Source organism: Vibrio sp. V33_P6A3T137 (assembly GCF_009904835.1).
In the GTDB taxonomy this organism is placed as follows: domain Bacteria; phylum Pseudomonadota; class Gammaproteobacteria; order Enterobacterales; family Vibrionaceae; genus Vibrio; species Vibrio metschnikovii.
Window position 1 is genome coordinate 1 of sequence record NZ_WXWK01000118.1, and the last position, 20,581, is coordinate 20,581.

At 45.9% G+C, this 20,581-nt stretch carries 20 protein-coding genes; 6 read left to right on the top strand and 14 right to left on the bottom strand.

What is annotated here, in order from left to right:
• Nucleotides 1-108: 108 nt before the first annotated feature.
• The 7 genes from motX to kefG form a co-directional block, all read right to left on the bottom strand.
• A complete protein-coding gene (gene motX, locus CAG60_RS11010) occupies nt 109-744 on the bottom strand; it encodes a flagellar protein MotX (RefSeq protein ID WP_040903975.1) in 636 nt (211 codons plus the stop codon).
• 225 nt (nt 745-969) lie between these two features.
• A complete protein-coding gene (locus CAG60_RS11015) occupies nt 970-2,268 on the bottom strand; it encodes an adenylosuccinate synthase (RefSeq protein WP_004394507.1) in 1,299 nt (432 codons plus the stop codon).
• A gap of 147 nt (nt 2,269-2,415) precedes the next feature.
• Nucleotides 2,416-3,357 (bottom strand): isoaspartyl peptidase/L-asparaginase family protein, encoded by a 942-nt coding sequence (locus CAG60_RS11020; RefSeq protein ID WP_161438945.1) that lies wholly within the window; start codon nt 3,355-3,357, stop codon nt 2,416-2,418.
• Between the two features lie 135 nt (nt 3,358-3,492).
• Complete coding sequence (gene slyD, locus CAG60_RS11025) at nt 3,493-4,083, bottom strand: peptidylprolyl isomerase (RefSeq protein WP_004394505.1); 591 nt, start codon at nt 4,081-4,083, stop codon at nt 3,493-3,495.
• Nucleotides 4,084-4,172: 89 nt separating this feature from the next.
• Nucleotides 4,173-4,373 (bottom strand): YheV family putative zinc ribbon protein, encoded by a 201-nt coding sequence (locus CAG60_RS11030; RefSeq protein ID WP_004394504.1) that lies wholly within the window; start codon nt 4,371-4,373, stop codon nt 4,173-4,175.
• Entirely contained in the window at nt 4,373-6,175 is a 1,803-nt protein-coding gene (gene kefB, locus CAG60_RS11035) for a glutathione-regulated potassium-efflux system protein KefB (RefSeq protein WP_161438946.1), read from the bottom strand. Before kefB ends, CAG60_RS11030 begins: the two co-directional genes overlap by 1 nt.
• Complete coding sequence (kefG, locus tag CAG60_RS11040) at nt 6,165-6,758, bottom strand: glutathione-regulated potassium-efflux system ancillary protein KefG (RefSeq protein WP_158138953.1); 594 nt, start codon at nt 6,756-6,758, stop codon at nt 6,165-6,167. Before kefG ends, kefB begins: the two co-directional genes overlap by 11 nt.
• A gap of 257 nt (nt 6,759-7,015) precedes the next feature.
• Between kefG and CAG60_RS11045 the strand changes: the two genes are divergently transcribed.
• The 6 genes from CAG60_RS11045 (at nt 7,016) to crp (ending at nt 12,578) form a co-directional block, all read left to right on the top strand.
• A complete protein-coding gene (locus CAG60_RS11045) occupies nt 7,016-8,935 on the top strand; it encodes an ABC transporter ATP-binding protein (RefSeq protein ID WP_161438947.1) in 1,920 nt (639 codons plus the stop codon).
• The gene (locus CAG60_RS11050) at nt 8,935-9,405 is read left to right on the top strand and encodes a TIGR02444 family protein (RefSeq protein WP_161438948.1); all 471 of its coding nucleotides are present in this window, start codon (nt 8,935-8,937) and stop codon (nt 9,403-9,405) included. Before CAG60_RS11045 ends, CAG60_RS11050 begins: the two co-directional genes overlap by 1 nt.
• A gap of 25 nt (nt 9,406-9,430) precedes the next feature.
• Nucleotides 9,431-10,399 (top strand): hydrolase, encoded by a 969-nt coding sequence (locus CAG60_RS11055; protein ID WP_161438949.1) that lies wholly within the window; start codon nt 9,431-9,433, stop codon nt 10,397-10,399.
• Between the two features lie 80 nt (nt 10,400-10,479).
• On the top strand, nt 10,480-10,689 hold the full coding sequence (locus CAG60_RS11060; RefSeq protein WP_004394499.1) for a YheU family protein: 210 nt from the start codon (nt 10,480-10,482) through the stop codon (nt 10,687-10,689).
• A 95-nt stretch (nt 10,690-10,784) separates the two neighbouring features.
• Nucleotides 10,785-11,654 (top strand): phosphoribulokinase, encoded by an 870-nt coding sequence (locus CAG60_RS11065; RefSeq protein ID WP_004394498.1) that lies wholly within the window; start codon nt 10,785-10,787, stop codon nt 11,652-11,654.
• Between the two features lie 291 nt (nt 11,655-11,945).
• Nucleotides 11,946-12,578, top strand: coding sequence for a cAMP-activated global transcriptional regulator CRP (crp, locus tag CAG60_RS11070; RefSeq protein WP_004394497.1), 633 nt, complete (start codon nt 11,946-11,948; stop codon nt 12,576-12,578).
• A 99-nt stretch (nt 12,579-12,677) separates the two neighbouring features.
• Here crp and CAG60_RS11075 read toward each other — a convergent pair whose 3' ends face one another.
• The 7 genes from CAG60_RS11075 to trpS form a co-directional block, all read right to left on the bottom strand.
• Nucleotides 12,678-13,472, bottom strand: coding sequence for a DUF1338 domain-containing protein (locus CAG60_RS11075; protein ID WP_154170008.1), 795 nt, complete (start codon nt 13,470-13,472; stop codon nt 12,678-12,680).
• Nucleotides 13,473-13,563: 91 nt separating this feature from the next.
• Nucleotides 13,564-15,024 (bottom strand): succinylglutamate-semialdehyde dehydrogenase, encoded by a 1,461-nt coding sequence (gene astD / locus CAG60_RS11080; RefSeq protein WP_161438950.1) that lies wholly within the window; start codon nt 15,022-15,024, stop codon nt 13,564-13,566.
• Nucleotides 15,025-15,045: 21 nt separating this feature from the next.
• On the bottom strand, nt 15,046-16,065 hold the full coding sequence (gene astA / locus CAG60_RS11085) for an arginine N-succinyltransferase (protein ID WP_040903963.1): 1,020 nt from the start codon (nt 16,063-16,065) through the stop codon (nt 15,046-15,048).
• A gap of 97 nt (nt 16,066-16,162) precedes the next feature.
• Nucleotides 16,163-17,374: an aspartate aminotransferase family protein gene (locus CAG60_RS11090; protein WP_004394493.1), complete on the bottom strand. Its 1,212-nt coding sequence runs from the start codon at nt 17,372-17,374 to the stop codon at nt 16,163-16,165.
• Between the two features lie 376 nt (nt 17,375-17,750).
• Nucleotides 17,751-18,329 (bottom strand): aminodeoxychorismate/anthranilate synthase component II, encoded by a 579-nt coding sequence (locus CAG60_RS11095; protein WP_158139079.1) that lies wholly within the window; start codon nt 18,327-18,329, stop codon nt 17,751-17,753.
• Between the two features lie 103 nt (nt 18,330-18,432).
• Complete coding sequence (locus CAG60_RS11100) at nt 18,433-19,209, bottom strand: substrate-binding periplasmic protein (RefSeq protein ID WP_161438951.1); 777 nt, start codon at nt 19,207-19,209, stop codon at nt 18,433-18,435.
• 134 nt (nt 19,210-19,343) lie between these two features.
• The gene (gene trpS / locus CAG60_RS11105; protein ID WP_161438952.1) at nt 19,344-20,360 is read right to left on the bottom strand and encodes a tryptophan--tRNA ligase; all 1,017 of its coding nucleotides are present in this window, start codon (nt 20,358-20,360) and stop codon (nt 19,344-19,346) included.
• Nucleotides 20,361-20,581: the final 221 nt, after the last annotated feature.

The following is a 20,581-nucleotide window of genomic DNA, read 5'->3' on the forward strand; positions in this document are numbered from 1 at the left end:
AGATAGGATTGAGTATTAATAATATTCTATATCTATCACTTACTGCATGACAATCATCCAGCAAGCGACAGAATGATAGAGAAAAAAGCTAAGATAAACAAGCTTTATTTACCAGAAGCTGCCTCGGCGCTTTGCTCGAGCAATGATATTTTCTGGCATCCTCATTTCTAATCCTTGTCGCAGCAAGGTAATTCGATTATGAGTTCGCTGATCGGCAGTCACGGAATTGTATAACCAACGATAGGCATCTTCATAATCTAACGGGCTACCATGATCGCGTAATAACAGCTCAGCAAGATGAATCCGAGCATTAAGATTGCCCATCGCCGCCGCTTCACGAAGATACGGAATGGCTCGCTCTCTATCTTGCTGGACCAACGTGCCTCGCGAATAATAACGACCAAGCTGTTCTAGGGCACTGGCTAATCCTTGATGGGCAGCATTTTCCATATAATATAAGCCCAGCTCAACATCTTGTTCAACGCAAACGCCCCACGCCAGCATATCACCATATAAAAACTCGTACGCAGGCAGACTGATCCGAGTTGCACGAGCAACAATGTCCTCAACCAACTGGCAGCGATCGGCTTTCAGTCGCTCCAAGTGTTGGTTCTGTTCAATCAGTTTGATTAGCTCAGCTTCAGAATAAATCGGCACAGGCTCTTTAACATCCGCCACGTTGGCGTGACCGAAGGAAGAGTGAAATGCGAATAATATAGAAGCGGCTACCGTACGTAGCTTCATACTTGCACTCTTGGTTGAATCCGATAGCCATAATAGTATAGCGCGACAGCGCGCAAGGGCTCGGCTTGATTCTTGTATCGGCAGCCCTAGCATTCACTTTAGGATAAATTGCCTCTTTGCGGCAACTTTTTGCCACCAAGACCAAGAGTATGAAGAATGAGGCATAAAAAAAGCTGGCGAAGCGCCAGCTTTTTAAATAGAGAAATCGTCAAGCGAATCAAAAAATCACACGTTAAATGGGTGTACTTTGATGATCGTTTCGTTACGGTCTGGGCCCGTTGAAATAATATCAATTGGCACGCCCGTCAACTCTTCAATGCGTTTAATGTAATTAATCGCCGCTTGAGGTAATGATTCAATTGATGTCGCGCCAAAAGTATTTTCTGACCAACCTGGCATGGTTTCGTAAATAGGCGTCACCGCCTCGAAAGCATCTGCTGCCATTGGTGATACCTGTGCAACAGAACCATCCGGCATTTGATAACCCGTACAGATTTTTAGCTCTTCCAGTCCATCAAGTACATCTAACTTGGTTAAGCAAAAGCCAGTGACTGAGTTAATTTGAATCGCACGGCGCATAGCCACCGCATCAAACCAACCACAACGACGTTTACGGCCCGTCGTCGCGCCAAATTCATGACCTTTAGTACCTAAGTGGTTACCTACTTCATCATCCAATTCTGTTGGGAAGGGACCCGCACCAACACGAGTACAGTAGGCTTTTGCAATACCTAAGATATAACCTAGATGACGAGGGCCAAAACCTGAACCAGCAGCTACACCACCAGCGGTCGTGTTAGAAGACGTTACATAAGGATAAGTACCGTGGTCAATATCCAACAGCGTACCTTGTGCACCTTCAAACATGATCTTGTCGCCACGCTTGCGGGCTGCATCCAATTCATCCGTCACATCGATGACCATAGAGGTCAACAATTCAGCGTACCCTTGGACTTGAGCTAAGACGTCGTCATAGCTCACTGGATCTACTTTATAAAAATGCTCTAGCTGGAAGTTATGGAATTCCATGACTTCTTTAAGTTTTTCAGCAAAGGAAACCATGTTGAACAAATCGCCAACACGCAGACCACGACGCGCCACTTTATCTTCATAAGCAGGACCAATGCCGCGACCTGTGGTACCAATGGCTTTTTTGCCACGAGCCAGTTCACGCGCTTGATCAAGAGCGATATGATAAGGAAGAATCAAAGGACAAGCTTCAGAAATAAACAGACGCTCCTTAACAGGAATGCCACGCTCTTCAAGCGGTGTCATCTCTTTGATTAATGCATCGGGTGACAGAACCACGCCATTACCAATGATGCATTTTACGTTGTTGCGGAGAATACCGGACGGAATTAAGTGAAGAACGGTTTTTTCACCGTCGATGACTAGAGTATGTCCAGCGTTATGGCCACCTTGATAGCGAACCACATATTTGGCATCTTCTGTTAAAAGGTCAACTATCTTGCCTTTACCTTCGTCACCCCACTGGGTGCCTAGAACGACTACGTTATTTCCCATCTTTCCAAGTCTGATTGCTAGTTAAAAAAGGATTCTAGCACCGAATCCTTCGACTTGCAGTTATTTTTTAAACGCGTGGCAATTGCCAGTCGCCAGTAGTGAGACACTGATGAAAATCAACCTGACACTCAGAAGGCATCGCCGCGTTTATTCATCAGCATAAATTTTTACCGAGCAAATCCCATCACGGTCAATCGCCGCACGATACATGCCGGAACTGTTCATCGCAAAATGAATGTGGCCCTGTTGATCAATAGCGATCAATCCTCCTTCGCCTCCCACTTGCTTGAGTTCACCTTGAATAACCGTCTCACAGGCGGTGACGAGGTCTTGTTGCAGGTAACGCATTCGAGCGGCGACTTCTCCCGCTACCTGATAGCGAATAAAATATTCACCCACTCCAGTGGCTGAGATAGCCACATTACCATTTTCAGCCAGCGTACCTGCGCCAATGATCGGCGAATCCCCGACGCGTCCATAGCGCTTGTTGCTGATGCCACCTGTACTGGTCGCCGCCGCCAAATTACCCTGTTGATCGAGCGCAACCGCACCCACGGTGCCATATTTCTTATCATCTGGATAAACCGATTCAGATAACGCCGTTTGATCACTGGCTTTCATGGCTAATAATTGCTCATAACGTCGCTCAGTAAAAAAATAGTCCTGTTCGGTATACGTATGGCCCTGCGCAAAAGCAAAGGCTTCTGCTCCTTCCCCAATCAAAAATACATGCTCACTGTGCAATAGCACATCTCTCGCCAGAACAACCGGATTTTTGATGTGTTTTACCCCAGCAATCGCGCCAACGCGCCGTTGTTGACCATCCATCACCGCGGCATCCATCTCAACCATTTCTTGATGAGTCAAGACGGAGCCTTTGCCAGCATTAAATAACGGCGAATCTTCAAGTAAAGTAACAGCAGCGACAACCGCATCTAGCGCATCGCCGCCTTGCTCTAAGTGCTGATGTCCCGCGCGCACCGCCGCCTCTAAGGTTTGGGTTATTTCTTGCTGCAGTGAAGCGCTCATCTGCTCACGCAAGATAGTGCCAGCTCCGCCATGAATGGCGATTGCAAAAGGAGATTTCATCGTAGAGTTCCTTTAAAAAAAGCGCTAACCGCAGAACAGTTAACGCTTTCAATATCGACAAACTTACACGATTTCCGAATACCAATCGGTCTTAGCCGCTCGTTTCCATCGTAATAAGTTATCTTTGGCTATCGATTAATGAGAGCCGCAGCTACCGCCACCACAGCAGCCTTCTTTTTCTTGTCCATGATGGTGATGACCTTCGCCACCGCAGCAACCATCGTGATCGTGGTCATGCCCATGGTCGTGACCACAGCCACCAGCATGATGAATGTGACCATGCTCAAGCTCTTCAGCTGTCGCTTCACGTAGCGCAATCACTTCAACATCAAACGTCAAGGTCTGGCCGGCTAACATGTGGTTACCATCAACCACCACTTCATCACCATCGACTTCGGTGATCTCAACAGGGATAGGACCTTGATCGGTATCAGCTAAGAAACGCATACCGACTTCCAACTCATCCACACCTTGGAAAACATCCGCAGGAACACGTTGTACTAGCGCATCACTGTGTTCACCGTAAGCATCTTCTGGTGCGACAGTAGCGCTAAATTTATCACCGATAACTTTACCTTCTAGCTCACGCTCAAGACCAGTGATTAGGTTGTTGTGACCATGTAGATACTCCAGTGGGGCTTCCACTGTTGATTGGTCTACGACCACGCCATCTTCCATTTTTACTTGGTAGGCAATGCTCACAACCATATTTTTTTCAATTTTCATAACGGCTCCAAGGAGGTTGGTTTTGTTTTGCTCATCTCAGATTAAGAGAGAGATGAGCAATATTATGAAGATTATACACTGAAACTCAATTATTCTGGTTTAAAAATCCCAATCATTTGCTCAGTAGCATGTTGGCTTTTTTCTACCGATTGCGGTTTACGTTGCTCTGCGTAATCACATTCTACACACTCAACCAGCTCAATATTATTCTCTATCCACCAGCGCAGTGTGTCTTGTGTTTTACAATTTGGGCAACTGGCTCCAGCAATAAAACGTTTTTTTGTGCTCACTATTTCGTCCTACGTTTTTCCCAATAATCACGAGCTTGACGATCATTTGCCATCTCTCGTCCAAAAATCTCTTCCAGCTCTTTACGAGCCGCTTTAGTCCGTAACGTTAAGTTTTTATCATCACTGTGCTGCGGCAATAATTCTTTAAGCATCGTGACATCCAACCGCCGAAAGTGCGCTTCTGCTCGTTTCGCTTGATAAGGGTGCATGCCTAATTGCACAAGTACTTGGCGGCCTAAATCTAAAGCGCCAAGAAACGTCTCTCGAGAATGTCCTGCGATACCGTGGCTTAATAATTGATAGGCCTCTACCTGACTTCGCGCCCGTGCTAAGATTTTTAATTGTGGGAAGTGCTGTTGACACAAAGTCACAATCCGCATCACTTCATCGGGTTCATCGGTACAGATCACTATCGCCTCTGCCTGTGCAGCCCCCGCAGAGCGCAACAGTTCAAGGTGGGTCGCATCGCCATAAAACACCTTATAACCATATTTACGCAGCAGTTTAATTTGGCTGGCATCACTCTCTAATACGGTAATTTTAATCTTATTGGCGTACATTAATCGGCCAACGATCTGTCCAAAGCGACCAAAACCAGCGATGATCACTTGCGGAGTTTGATGGCCAATCGTGTTGTCAGGCTCCTCTTCAGGGCTATTTAACGTCTGGCTATAATAGAAGGTTTGGAGTTTGAGCAATAATGGGGTCGTCATCATCGAGACACTGATCACTAAAACCAGCAACGCTGACTGACTAGCCGTGAATAATTGCCCCTCCGTCGCGGCCGTCAAAATGACAAAACCAATTTCTCCGCCTTGACTCAAAATCAACGCACTGCGACTGCGTGCTTTCGAGCGCACTTTAGCTAGACGCGCTAAACCATACATGATCGCCATTTTGACACTGATTAACCCGATCACCAGCAGACTGACCAGCCACCACTCCTGCCACAGTAAGGCGATATTAACCGACATGCCCACGGCGATAAAAAATAGCCCCAACAGTAAGCCTTTAAAAGGCTCAATGGCTGTACTTAACTCATGACGAAACTCACTTTCCGCAAGCAGCATGCCTGCCAGAAAAGCCCCTAAGGCCATCGACAAACCCAGCTTTTCCATCAATAAGGCAATCGCAATAACCAACAATAGCGAGGCTACGGTAAATAGCTCGCGCACTTGGCTATTCACCACCCACCGAAATAAAGGCTGCAATAGGAAATGCCCAGCCATTAATAGCCCTGCTACCCCTGCCAACATCCACATTAATGGCAAGCTGTCACCCGTTGTTTGGCCGGCAAAAATGGCAACTAAAGCGAGCGTTGGAATAACCGCTAAATCTTGAAACAGCGACACGGCAAATACCGTGCGTCCCGTATCACTTAAGGTTAACCGCATTTCATCAATGGTACGTAGCGCTATTGCCGTCGATGATTGAGCAAGAATCAACCCAACCGTGATACTCACTGGCCAAGAGAAACCGTACATCCATAAACCGCTCGCGAGCACGCTACTGGTGATTAACATCTGTGACCCACCCTGCCCAAGGATCGGTCCTTTCATTTGCCACAATCGCTTAGGGTTTAGCTCTAAGCCAATCAAAAATAGCAGCAGTACCACACCAAATTCGGCAAAGTTCAAAATCGCATTAACATCAGTGATAAGCTTAAAACCCCAAGGACCAATCACAATCCCGGCGAGTAAGTAGCCCAAAATAGCCCCAAGCCCTAAACGTTGAGCAATCGGTACTGCGACCACGGCAGCCGTCAAAAAAATCACCGAACTGGACAGCCAATCAGTCATCATGACGTAACCCTTCTAGCCAAGCGACATACTGATCAGCATGTTGCCTGCGTTCAGCATCACTGATGTGCCTTGCCCAATACATCACTAACGGATCAATCCAGCGCATACGACATAACGCGGCGGTTAATTCAAAAGGTTGTAGAATTTCACTCAATGGATAACGATTGTATCCCTCAGCACTAAAAGCCTCTCGATGCCCACCGGTCGTGATCACGCTTCGCCAACACTTACCTTGCAGCGCACTTTCTGGTCCAAAGGCAAAACCTTTACCGAGCACTTTATCAATCCACTCTTTTAATAATGCAGGACACGAATACATGTACAACGGGTGTTGAAAGACAATCACATCAACTTCCAGTAAACGTTGATGCTCTTGATTCACATCGATAAAAAAATCGGGATAGGTCGCGTACAGATCAAGTACTTCAACATGAGGCAAAGCGATAATTCGTTCAATCAGCAGACGATTAGCCAGCGAGTGATCAGGGTCGGGGTGAGCGTAAATAACCAATACCTTGGGTCGATCGGCGGTGCCCACTTGATGATGGGAGGATGCGTTCTCTTTATCCTTATCCTTGGTCATTCCTTGATTCTCTTTAATAGATGCGAACGGTCGATAGAGCAACCAACGGATTTCCTTATCGTAAGCGGCTCAACAGTAACACAAATTGTAGCCTTAAAGCCGACCAAGCGATAGCCGAGCATGTAACGAGCCAATGTCGCTAAACGATAGAGAACAGCCTAGGAAGACCATCAACGAATCGGTATAATCATCGACATTGATCAAGATTACTCCTACTATTCGCGGCGACATACACGGCTAACTAGACACGACTCTTTATGATTATCTTCTCTGACATTCAATTACTCCGTGGCGGAAAACCGCTGCTTGATAAAACCTCAGCCACTATTCATCCCGGCGATAAAGTCGGTTTAGTCGGTAAAAACGGCTGTGGTAAATCAACACTATTTGCATTAATGAAAGAGGAGTTATCGATTGATGCCGGCTCATTTAATCAACCGGCTCACTGGGAGTTGGCTTGGGTTGCCCAAGAAACGCCCGCTTTAGAGCGACAAGCTTTAGAATACGTGATTGATGGTGATCGAGAATATCGTCGCTTAGAACAACAACTCCGTGAAGCAGAACAGCAAGATAATGGCACCCGTGTTGCCGAGTTGCATGGTCATATTGAAACCATTGGTGGTTACAGCATTCAAGCGCGCGCTGCCGAACTGCTGGATGGTTTAGGTTTCAGTCAACAACAAATGAGTTGGAATTTAACCCAATTTTCTGGTGGCTGGCGCATGCGTCTTAACCTTGCCCAAGCGCTGATCTGTCGCTCTGATTTATTGCTCCTCGACGAGCCCACTAACCACCTCGATTTAGATGCAGTGATGTGGCTTGAGCGTTGGCTACAAAGCTATCCTGGTACGCTACTGTTGATCTCTCACGATCGTGATTTTCTTGACCCGATCGTCAATCGGATTATTCATATTGAAAATCAACAGCTCAATGAGTACACCGGTAACTACTCATCGTTTGAAGTGCAACGCGCGCAAAAGCTAATGCAGCAACAAGCGCAATATCAAAAACAGCAAAAGCAGATGGCACATATGCAAAGCTACATTGATCGCTTTCGCTATAAAGCCTCAAAAGCGCGCCAAGCACAAAGCCGAATTAAAGCACTGGAAAAAATGGAGCAAGTTTTACCAGCGCAATTTGATAACCCGTTTAGCTTTGAGTTCCGTCAACCTGCCGCCTTGCCTAATCCGATTTTAATGATGGATAACGTGGCTGCCGGATATGACGATCGGCTGATCCTCGAAAAGATTCGTCTTAACTTAGTCCCGGGTAGCCGAATTGGTTTGCTAGGTCGTAATGGCGCGGGTAAATCAACATTAATTAAACTGCTCTCCAGTGAACTGAAACCGCAAAGTGGCGATCTCACTTACTCTCAAGGCGTGAAAATCGGCTACTTTGCCCAGCATCAGTTGGAAACATTACACCCACAAGAAACGCCGTTGCAGCACATGATGCAAATTGCCCCTGATAAAACCGAACTTGAGCTGCGCAATTATTTAGGCAGTTTTGGTTTTCAGGGTGAAAAATCGCTAGAAAAAGTGGCCCCTTTCTCCGGTGGCGAAAAAGCCCGTTTGGTGCTGGCGCTGATTGTGTGGCAAAAACCTAATCTGTTGTTGTTGGACGAACCCACCAACCATTTAGATTTAGACATGCGCCAAGCCTTGACCTTTGCCTTACAAAGCTTTGAAGGTGCAATGGTTATCGTCAGTCATGACCGCTACCTATTACGCGCGACCACTGACGAGCTGTATTTAGTGCATGATCAGCAAGTCGCTCCTTTTGATGGTGACTTAACCGATTACTACAAATGGCTAACCGATCAGCAGAAAATTGCCCGCAAAGAAGCCCAAGCGACTCAGCCAGTCAAAGACAGCACCAACAGTGCTGCGGCGAAAAAAGAGCAAAAACGTCGCGAAGCTGATTTTCGTAAACAAACCGCGCCAATTCGCAAAAAATTGACACAGTTAGAAGAGAAAATGGATAAATTGAATGCCATTCTCGCCCAAGCCGAGTTAAATCTCTCTGAGGCCAGTTTGTATGACGCAGAGAACAAAGCCCAATTAACCGAAGTGATTGCTAATCAAGCGTCAGCAAAAAGCGCGCTTGAACAAGTAGAAAGTGATTGGATGGCCGAGCAAGAACATCTTGAACAACTGGAACAGGAATTCACTCAGTAATGATCCCAACGCACGCGTATTCATCATTAACGTTAGAAGGCTTATGGCAATTTAGCCTCGACTATTATGCGGTTAATGAAGTAAAAGAAGCGTGCTTGTGTCTGCAAAACCAGTTTCAGGGGAATGTTAATTTACTCTTGCTGCTCAAGTGGTTAGACGAACAACAACTCAGTATTAACGACTCAGAATGGCCACGCTTATTGGCGTGTTTAAGTCATTCAGAAAGCTTAGTTCACTCTTTTCGTGAGTTGCGCCGTAAACTAAAGTCTCACCTATCAGAAACACTGTACCGTGAAGCGCTACAGTTTGAATTGCGGTTAGAAAAACAGCAACAAGCAGAGCTGATCGGCTGCGTACAGGGATTCCGATTATCCCCGACCAAAGACCTAGCGTTGACTGAGCGCTACTGTCGACAACTTGGCGCTGAGCATTTGATCTCTCTATTCTCTACCCCGGTAAAACCAACATGATGCTCATAAAGAATTGAGGTTTTTGATGTCGCCGTTTACTGCCGCGAAGGGATTAACCAACCCACATTTACAAACCCTACTACCGCGCTTAATTCGTCGAGCGGCTTGCTTTACGCCGGTTTGGCAAACCTTAACCACGCCAGATAACGATTTTCTTGATTTAGCATGGAGTGAACCAGCCCTCCCCGGTGTCGATAAACCCATTTTTGTCTTATTTCACGGTTTAGAAGGCAGTTTTTATAGCCCTTATGCTAATGGCTTAATGGATGCGTTTGCTCGACATGGTTGGCTATCGGTGATGATGCATTTTCGAGGCTGCAGCGGAAAACCCAACCGCTTAGCTCGAGCTTACCATTCGGGTGAAACGGAAGACGCGCGTTTCGTACTTGAATACCTACGAGCGCAATTCCCTCAGCGTACCATCATTGCAACTGGAGTCTCTTTAGGCGGTAATATGCTGGTCAACTATTTGGCGCGCTATCGGGATGATCCGATTGTCGATGCGGCAACCATCATTTCCGCACCACTGGATTTAGCGGCGTGTTCGCAACGCATTGAACAGGGCTTTTCAAAAATTTATCGCCGTTATTTACTCTCATCATTAAAAAATAATGCGTTAAGAAAAGCCCCATTGCTACAAAATGAGCTAGGTTTAACCACGCAATCCATTCGTCAAGTAAGCAAGCTCTATCAATTTGATGATTTGATCACCGCACCGCTACACGGCTTTAAAGATGCGCAAGAGTACTATCAACAATGCTCAGGACTCATGAAATTAGGCGCGATTACTATCCCTACGCTGATCATTCATGCTGCCGATGATCCGTTTATGACTGAAGCAGTGATCCCGCGCGGTCCTTTAAACCCACAGATTAACTACCAATTATTTGAACACGGTGGCCATGTTGGCTTTTTAGCTGGCAGCTTACGTCAACCTAGGTTCTGGCTTGAGCAGGCTTTGCCGAGTTACTACGCTAATTGGCGACAGAAATAAAAATTAGCGTCATTTAGCGTCATATGGCAGCAAAATATCGTAAAACAGAGATTATCAGTTCATAAAATCATGAGGTATTTATGATCGTTCCTTGGCAACATATCGCCAGTGACACTCTAGACAATTTAATTCGTGAGTTTGTATTACGCGAAGGCACTGACTACGGTGAAAGTGAAATCAGCTTACAAGACAAAATCGATCAAGTCATCGCTCAACTGCGCAGTGGGCAAGCGATGATCGTCTATTCTGAGTTACACGAAACGATCGATATCAAAAGTACCGCACGCTGACGGTAAAAATCGGCGTTTTCTGCTGCGTTTTTTCCATGATATAGTGAAACCAGCCATGGGCTTTGCCCCTCAAGGATCAACAGACAAGGTATGTCATGTCAGCAAAACACCCCATTATTGCGGTCACCGGTTCATCAGGCGCTGGTACAACGACCACATCAGAAGCTTTCCGCAAAATGTTCAATATGATGAACATTAAACCCGCTTGGGTGGAAGGTGATAGCTTCCACCGCTTCACTCGTCCAGAAATGGATATTGAAATTCGTAAAGCAAGAGAACAAGGTCGACATATTAGCTACTTCGGTCCGCAAGCGAATGACTTCCCTGCTCTGCAGGATTTTTTCCGCCAATATGGCAAAACGGGCGCAGGACAAATTCGTCGTTATCTGCATACTTTTGATGAAGCCGTCCCCTATAATCAGATGCCTGGTACCTTCACACCTTGGCAGCAGTTGCCTGATGATACCAATGTCTTATTTTATGAAGGCTTACATGGCGGAGTGGTCGATGGTGACATTAATGTCGCGCAACATGTCGATTTTTTGATTGGCATGGTTCCAATTGTCAATTTGGAATGGATCCAAAAATACGTGCGCGATACTCGTGACCGCGGCCATTCTCGTGAAGCCGTCATGGATTCTATCGTTCGCTCAATGGACGATTATCTGAATTACATTACCCCTCAGTTTTCGCGTACGCACATTAACTTTCAACGAGTGCCTACGGTCGACACCTCAAATCCTCTCAATGCGAAAGGCATCCCGAGTTTAGATGAAAGCTTTGTGGTGATCCGTTTACGCGGAATAAAGAATGTCGATTATCCCTATTTACTGGCAATGATTGATGGCTCGTTTATGTCGCGTCACAACACGATTGTGGTTCCTGGCGGCAAAATGGGCTTTGCTATGGAACTTATCGTGCAACCCTTACTCCAGCAATTAATTGAATCCGGAAAAATTGGTTGAGATTGCCTTATCTTGACCTGATGAGTAAGAAATTCGCATAATCGGTCAGGCTACGGTCTTATTAACACGATTACTTTTCATACCGTGATCATGTGCACGTTTTTGCGTAAAATATCCATGGTTTGATACGATTAAAATCAAGAAATCGCGTTCGAAAAAGGATACTATTCCTTACCGAACACAAGATAGCTTGCAGCCATTAGGAAGTCCTCTTATTCTAGTTAATCCATTAAGGCTTCGCTAAAATATACGGACAGCAGCGAGCGTACCCTGCAGAGGAAGTGAGATATTATGGTTCTAGGTAAACCTCAAACCGACCCAACACTAGAGTGGTTCCTTTCACATTGTCATATTCATAAGTACCCTTCAAAAAGCACGCTGATCCATGCGGGCGAAAAAGCGGAAACCTTGTACTACATTGTTAAAGGTTCTGTTGCGGTACTAATTAAAGACGAAGAAGGTAAAGAGATGATTCTTTCTTACCTTAACCAAGGTGATTTCATCGGCGAGCTTGGTCTGTTCGAAGAAGATCAAGAACGTACCGCTTGGGTTCGAGCTAAATCCCCTTGTGAAGTCGCGGAAATTTCTTTTAAGAAGTTCCGTCAATTGATTCAAGTTAACCCCGATATCCTGATGCGTCTATCAGGGCAAATGGCTCGTCGCCTACAAGTGACCAGCCAAAAAGTCGGTGATTTGGCGTTCCTTGATGTGACTGGTCGTATTGCACAAACTCTACTAAACCTAGCAAAACAACCCGATGCAATGACTCACCCTGATGGGATGCAAATCAAAATCACTCGTCAAGAAATTGGTCAAATCGTTGGTTGCTCTCGTGAAACCGTTGGCCGGATTCTGAAAATGCTTGAAGAGCAAAATCTGATATCAGCACACGGTAAAACCATCGTGGTCTACGGCACTCGTTAACCTCTGGTTTAACATGCTTAAAGCCTGAATAAGCTACTTTAGTTGACCTAAAGTAGCTTTTTTGTTGTTCATCGTTGGCTACCCGTTCCGTTTTTTTTACTAACGAAGATCGGTACTTTCAAAGATTTTATCTGCTGAAGCCGCCACAAAGCCGCTATACAGTTGACCGTTCGCCATCGGATAACGTTTAGCGAACTCATAAAAACCACCAGGGATCACTTCAACACCGTCGTTAAACGAGACTGGCACCTTATCAGCCATAGTCGAGGACTGTTCTAGTAATACTTCTGGTGTGCCTTTCACTTCACCGCCATTTTCATTGATAGTAAAGCCCGCCTGACGCAGATGATCATTGACCGCTTTGACCTCATTAAATGCCTTGAGCTGATTAACACTCACCGTAAAGTGATTGGCCCCATAACCATGGGCGGCTAACCACGCCGCATACTCGCTTTCTTTGGCTAAGATTTGATAATCCGCAAACGAAAGATCCCATAGACGGCCCGCGTAAAGAAAATCGACATCATCAAGGCGAGTCGTCTCGACTTGAGCCACTAACTTAGCGACTATCGCTTGTAACTCTGCTGAGCACTCTTCGACCTTCAATTCACTAATAAATACCTTAGGTTGCTTAGGATCAGGGTGCTCATAATGCTTCGCCACCAGCTTTTTGCTTTCAAACAGATAATCACCGCAAGCAACGTAGCCTAAGGCCAGAAACGGCTTGGCCAAAGTCTCTATACCCAGTGGTGCGATATTAAAAGTTCGTAAAGCAATGTGGTCATTGATCAGTACTTCGTCTTCCTGGAGCAAATGATGGACTTTTTCTGCCGCAGGGCAAAGACGCTGAATATAGTCATTCCATAAACATTGAAAAAGCGCACTTGGCGTCATGACGCCTCCTTGTCAGTGGGTGGATAACGTCTCTCGCGATAGAGACGTTATGGGTTAAACATTATCTACACTCTTTAGCTGTGTTGACGACTTAAGGCAAAACAACCCCTGGTGATAGTGTCGCGGGTAATTCTGTCGCTTGCCCTTCCATCGACGCCATTGGGTAAGCACAGTAATCCGCGGCGTAAAACGCGCTGGGGCGTAAGTTACCTGACGCACCCGGCCCACCAAAGGGAGCATCGCCACTGGCTCCGGTAAGTTGACGGTTACGGTTAACAATTCCGGCGCGAATATGATCAATAAAATATTGCCACTCTTGATCGTCGGTCGACACTAAGCCTGCTGACAAACCAAAGCGCGTATTATTAGCCAGTGCTACAGCTTGAGGCAGTGTTTGATAACGAATGACTTGCAATAATGGGCCGAAATATTCTTCATCAGGTAAATCATTAATCGCAGTGACATCAATAATCCCTGGTGTGACGAACGCCGCTTGTTGTGCCTTCGCGGTTAATAAACTTTTTCCGCCTAACGCTTGTAAATTCGCTTGTGCCGTCAAAATAAACTCAGCGGCAGCACGTGAAATCTGTGGCCCCATAAAGGGTGCAGGATCAGCAAAAGGCTGATCAATGCGCAGCTGCTCGGTCGCTTTTAGCAACTTATCAAGCAACTTATCGCCTTTTTCGCCTTCAGGTAAATAAAGACGACGAGCGCAAGTACAACGTTGTCCCGCACTAATAAACGCTGACTGAATAATAGTGTATACCGCCGCATCAATATCGCCATAGTGCTCAGAAATCACCATCGGATTATTGCCGCCCATCTCCAGTGCTAACATTTTATCGGGTTGACCGGCAAACTGACGATGTAAGAGGTGCCCCGTATTCGCACTACCAGTAAAGAGCAAGCCATCAATATTTTTTGATTGCGCGAGCGCAATACCCGTTTCTTTCGCACCTTGTACTAGGTTAAGCACACCATCAGGTAATCCCGCCGCTTGCCATAACTGCATCGCTAGCTCACCAGTCCATGGGGTTTGCTCTGAAGGTTTAAACACCACGGTATTACCAGCCAGTAAAGCAGGAACAATATGGCCATTGGGTAAATGGGCAGGAAAATTATATGGACCAAATACCGCCATTACGCCAAGAGGACGATGCCGCAATACAATCGTATTGCCTGCCACCTCACGTTGCTGCTGCCCAGTACGTTCATGGTAAGCACGAATAGAAATCGCAATTTTACCAGCCATCGCCGCGGCTTCGGTGCGCGTTTCCCATAATGGTTTGCCGGTTTCTTTAGCGATTACCTCAGCAATTTTTTCACTGTTGGCTTTGACCTGCTCAGCAAAAGCCAACACCACTTGTTCACGCTCAGCAAACGGGCGATTTTTCCATGCGATGAATGCTTGGCGAGCCGCGCTGATCGCTTGTTCAACCTGCTCTGCTGTGGCGCTATTACCTTGCCAAATCACTTGATCATCGTAAGGGCTGATTGAACTCAACGCATCGCCTTGTCCAGCAATCCATTGACCTGCTATCCACTGAGTCATTGTATCTTCCTTATCTAAAAACTATTGAGCCAAAATTCGCAACCAATCCCCTTGGTCAACGTTTAATGCTTGAGCCACTTCGGGAGTAATCAACACCGTTTCTCGCTCACGGTTGTAGGCCGCTTTTTCGGCGGTAGCACGAAAATGAGTAAATGAGGTATTACACATCAAATATTGTTGGGTGCTGGAATGACGCGCGACTTCAACCCTAGCACGAACAGAATTACGCACCGATTCAATATTACGGACATCACATTCTACGGCTGGGCCGGCATCAAAAATATCGACGTAATTACGGCAAGTAAATCCTTCGTCTTCCAATAACTTGAGGGCTGGACGAGTATTCTCGTGCACTTGGCCAATCACCGCTTGGGCTTCAGGACTGAGTAAATTGATATAAATCGGCAACTTGGGCATTAAGTCGGCAATAAAACCTTTTTTACCGATCCCAGTTAAATAGTCAGCCAAGGTAAAGTCGATTGAAAAGAAGTGCTCTTGCAGCCACTGCCAAAAGGGAGAATTACCATCCGCATCAGAGACGCCTCGCATCTCAGCAAAGATGGTTTTAGAGAAACGTTCTGGATGCTCCGCCATCATTAAAAAACGACTCTTTGACATTAAGCGGCCATTCAAACCTTGGCGAAAGTGCTCTCGCAAAAATAAGCTGCAAATCTCTGAGCATCCGGTGTAGTTGTTACCAAAGGTGAGTAATTTAACGACATTGTTGACCCCAAGCTTATGTGAGGCATGGACAATCGTACTAATATGATAAGAATAAAAAGGACGATCCCAACCAACCGCCGCTTCGATCCCCGTCGTACCAGCCACCTCTCCGGTTACACTGTCTACACCGACCATTAAATAACCTTCATCCCCTGGTTGCGTTACGGACGGTTTAGCAAAGCTGTATTCTGAGTGTTCAATACGATTGGTGAGTAATTCTTGATTAACGGGCAGTGACGTAAAGCCATGACCCGATTCAATGGCACAGTCATGAAGTGCCGGATAGTCAGACGTTGCAATAGGGCGAATAACTAGCATCAATATTCCCTCCAGATGCATAGCACTAGGCCAGCTTGGCCTAGCGAAGACAGCAAACACCCACCGCTATCCATGGTGGGTGTGAATAGCAGAAAGACTACACGAGTGTTGCGATCGCTTGCTCGAGTTTAGCCAATCCTTGTTCGATTTCTTGTTGAGTGATCAATAATGAAGGCGTCATACGGATCACGTTCGGTCCCGCCACCAACAGCATTAATCCATGCTCTCCAGCCGCTAATAAAATGTCTCGAGAACGGCCTTGCCACTGCTCATTGAGTGCCGCGCCAAGCAGTAAACCTTGACCACGGATTTCAGAAAACACATGGTACTTATCATTAATTTTGGTTAATCCCTCGCGAAACCAAGCTTCACGTTGCTTCACACCCGCTAAGGTTTCTGGTTGACTAACAATATCAACGACGGCCAGACCAACAGCGCACGCTAAAGGGTTACCGCCATACGTTGAACCGTGGGTACCGACTTTCATATGCTCGGCAAGCTTATTAGTGGTTAACATCGCACCAATCGGGAAGCCGCCACCTAATGATTTCGCCGTACTTAAGATATCTGGCGTGACACCTAAACCTTGGTAAGCATAAAAGTGCCCCGTACGCCCATTACCAGTTTGAACTTCATCAAAAATCAGTAGCGCGTTATGCTTATCGCACAGTTCACGCACCGCCTGAACAAATTCTGGCGTTGGCGAAATAATACCGCCTTCGCCTTGTAGGGGTTCCATCATGATCGCGCAGGTGCGATCCGACATATGCGCTTGCAAAGCATCAATATCGTTATAAGGCAGGTGAGTAATATCGCCGGGTTTCGGTCCAAAACCGTCAGAGTAAGCCGCTTGTCCACCTACCGTGACAGTGAAGAAGGTTCGGCCATGGAAGCCTTGTTTAAAGGCAATGATTTCCGTTTTCTCTGGACCATAAACGTCAGCCGCATAACGACGAGCTAATTTCAGTGCCGCTTCATTGGCTTCAGCGCCTGAGTTGGCAAAAAAGACTTTGTCAGCAAAACTCAGTTCAATCAATTTATTAGCAAGTTGTAATGCTGGCTCATTAGTCATCACATTACTCAAATGCCACAATTTATTGGCTTGCTCGGTTAATGCATTAACCATGGCCGGATGGCAGTGTCCTAAGCAACTGACTGCAATACCACCAGCAAAATCGATGTACTCTCGTCCCTGCTGATCCCAAACTCGGGAGCCTTGTCCTTTTACTGGGATGAACGCCATCGGGTTATAACAAGGCACCATCACCTCATCAAATAAACCACGTTGTATCTGTTTTTCCATTGTCATTACCCATTCCTTCTTATACCGCATGCCAAGTTGCTCTGCCATTTGGCGACAAAACCTTAGCGTAAGATTTTGTATGGCATTATCACTAATACGGCATTGTATTTACAAAATATTAACCAATTCAATAGCGAAATATTCTTTTCACGACATCAATACTAGTGTACTCGATATCGCCTCTGATTATTTATGCACTAACGACTGTCTTTTATGAAGTATTTTTTACCTTCGCATGCAAAATAGAATAGATAGCCATTGTAAGGCAAGGGATTCACCAAGGAGAGAGACTATAAAGGCGCATAAAATCGCACATCACGATCAAGCGCCATTTAGACGAAAGAAATGTTAAGAAAAGTGATCAAGATCGGTAATGGTTGGCTTAACGATTTAAGAAATTAGCCAGTAGCTGATGCCCTTGCTCGGTTTTAATCGATTCGGGATGAAACTGCACCGCATCAATCGGTAACGTTCGATGTTGATAACCCATAATTTCATCGACAGAACCATCGTCTAATTCTGTCCATGCCGTGAGTTCAAAACATGCCGGTAGCGAGTGCTTTGCAACCACTAATGAGTGGTAGCGGGTGACCGTCAAGGGATTGTTTAAGCCAACGAACACACTGCGTCCATTGTGCTTAATCAGTGATGTTTTACCGTGCATGACTTGTCTGGCGCGCACCACGTGTCCACCAAACACTTGCGCGATCGCCTGATGACCAAGGCATACCCCTAATATCGGTAGCTTCTCGGCAAAATGAGTGATCGCTTGGAGAGAAATCCCCGCTTCATTCGGCGTACAAGGTCCGGGGGAAATCACTAAATGGCTCGGATTAAGGGCTTCAATCCCCTTGATGTCTATCTGATCATTACGTACGACTTTGACCTCTTTCCCTAATTCACAGAAATATTGATATAAGTTGTAGGTAAAAGAATCGTAGTTATCGATGAGAAGCAACATAATATCAGCCGTGCCAGTCAGTTGAAGAAACAGAAGGCGATATTGTGCAGCACCGTTGTAGAAAGGCAAGTGCTTTACTTGAGTCGAATAAGAGTCATCGACATTAAGGGTCTTGATGTTCCGCCGCATTGAACAATAAAAAACGATCAAATACAGCTTGTGCATGTCCACTTTGCTGGGCATCGAGTAAATATTGGTTAATACCATTGAGTAGGAATAATGCCTCCGGTAAATCACGACGGATTTGCACATGAAACTGCTTATCTCTACCCAATAAATGAGGTGTAATTGGCCGTTCAAGCTGATAAAGACCAAGCTGAATACCACCATAAATTGGCTCAATTTCACTTAGAAACCAATCACAGCGCTGCTTTTGTAACATATCTAACGCTTGTTGGACGGTGTTTAAACGCAACGATGGCTCGCGAGATAGGCCAAAGTCTTGATAATTAAAACCGTGTACACCACACAATACGCCAGAACCTTGATGATGACTGAGGAGATTATTCGAATCAGCGAGAGTAAAATAACCGAGTTGAATACGATACAGGGTGACTGAAAAGTAGCTGTATTCCGCTCTGTCATGACGATAGCTGGCATTCCACGTCAAATCACAGCGTCCATTCGCCTGAGCTAGCTCATGCTGTACCCTCGCCCACGGCATAAACAAAAGCTGATAATCCACGTTTAAGTGTTCAAGGGATTGTAATACCAATGTCGTGGCTGATCCGGTTAATGATTGAGCTTTTTCTTCATCGGTAGCGCCTTGCCAATAAGTAAAAGGTGGCCATACATTCATATTACCTACACAAACCCGTAAAGGGCTCGCAGCTAATCCATTGCTGATGATCAGCAATCCACACAATAACCACCATTTCATCGCGATCCCCTTACTGTACTACTCCCACTAAGTGTAGACCGTGTTGATTCATCTTGTAGTCGCTAGCAGACAAATAAGCCCAAAGTGAGTCATTCGCTTTGGGCTTATTCAGTGTCGTAGAATCAAGGGGGAGCTTATGGACGAGGCACAAATCCAACCGCTTGCTGAACGTTTTTCAGTGTGAGAGCAGCGCGAGCGGAGGCTTTTTCGGCCCCGGCTTTCATGACCGCATCCAGATAGGCTCTGTCATCGCGAATACGATGGTACTCCGCTTGTACCGGAGCAAGCATCGCGACTAATGCCTCTCCGACATCCTTTTTAAAAGGACCGTACATTTCAACGCCTTGGTATTGCGCTTCAATCTCAGCAAAGGTTTTGCCTGTGGCCGCTGAATATAGGCTCATTAAATTCGAGATACCAGCTTTTTGCTCAGTATCAAAGGCGATACGCGGTGGTGTTTCGGTATCCGTTTGCGCTTTATTGATCTTCTTGATAATCGACTTGGGATCTTCCAATAACGTAATCACATTTTTACGATTATCGTCCGATTTTGACATTTTCTTAGTCGCATCTTGCAGGCTCATGACTCGTGCATTGACCTGCGGAATATACGGTTCAGGAATGGTGAAGATCGGTTGTTCTGGACTGTAAATATTGTTAAAACGTGTCGCGATATCACGCGCGAGTTCTAGGTGCTGTTTTTGATCGCTGCCCACGGGAACTTGATGCGCGCCATAGAGCAAGATATCGGCCGCCATCAATACTGGATAACCAAATAGTCCGGCATTGACATCATTGGCATAACGAGCCGATTTGTCTTTAAACTGAGTCATGCGACTGAGTTCACCCATTTGGGTATAACAATTAAGTATCCAGCCAAGTTGAGTATGTTCAGGCACATGAGATTGGACAAACAAGGTGCTTTTTTGCGGATCGACACCAACGGCAAAACAGATGGATAACGCATCGAGTGTCGCTTCATATAACGCCTTTGGATCTTGACGTACGGTAATCGCATGTAAATCAACCACACAGTACTGACAATCATAATCATCTTGCATCTGTTGCCATTGACGCAGAGCACCCAAATAGTTACCAATGCTGAGTTCACCAGATGGTTGAACACCACTCAATACGATGGGTTTGCTCATGAGTATAATTTCCTTGTGATTCAAAATAAGGGAAGGCGATACCCACACCACTGAGCATGACTAATCGGCAGCAAATGAACCTAGCCCACGAGCATAGATAAGTTCTATGCTTGGGGTGAACGAACGTCGCCAACACCGCAATAGCTTCAAGTAGGAAGGGTATAAAACCAATAAAAAACTGCGCTTACAGTGAATAGGCGCAGTTTAGCAGTGTACTCATT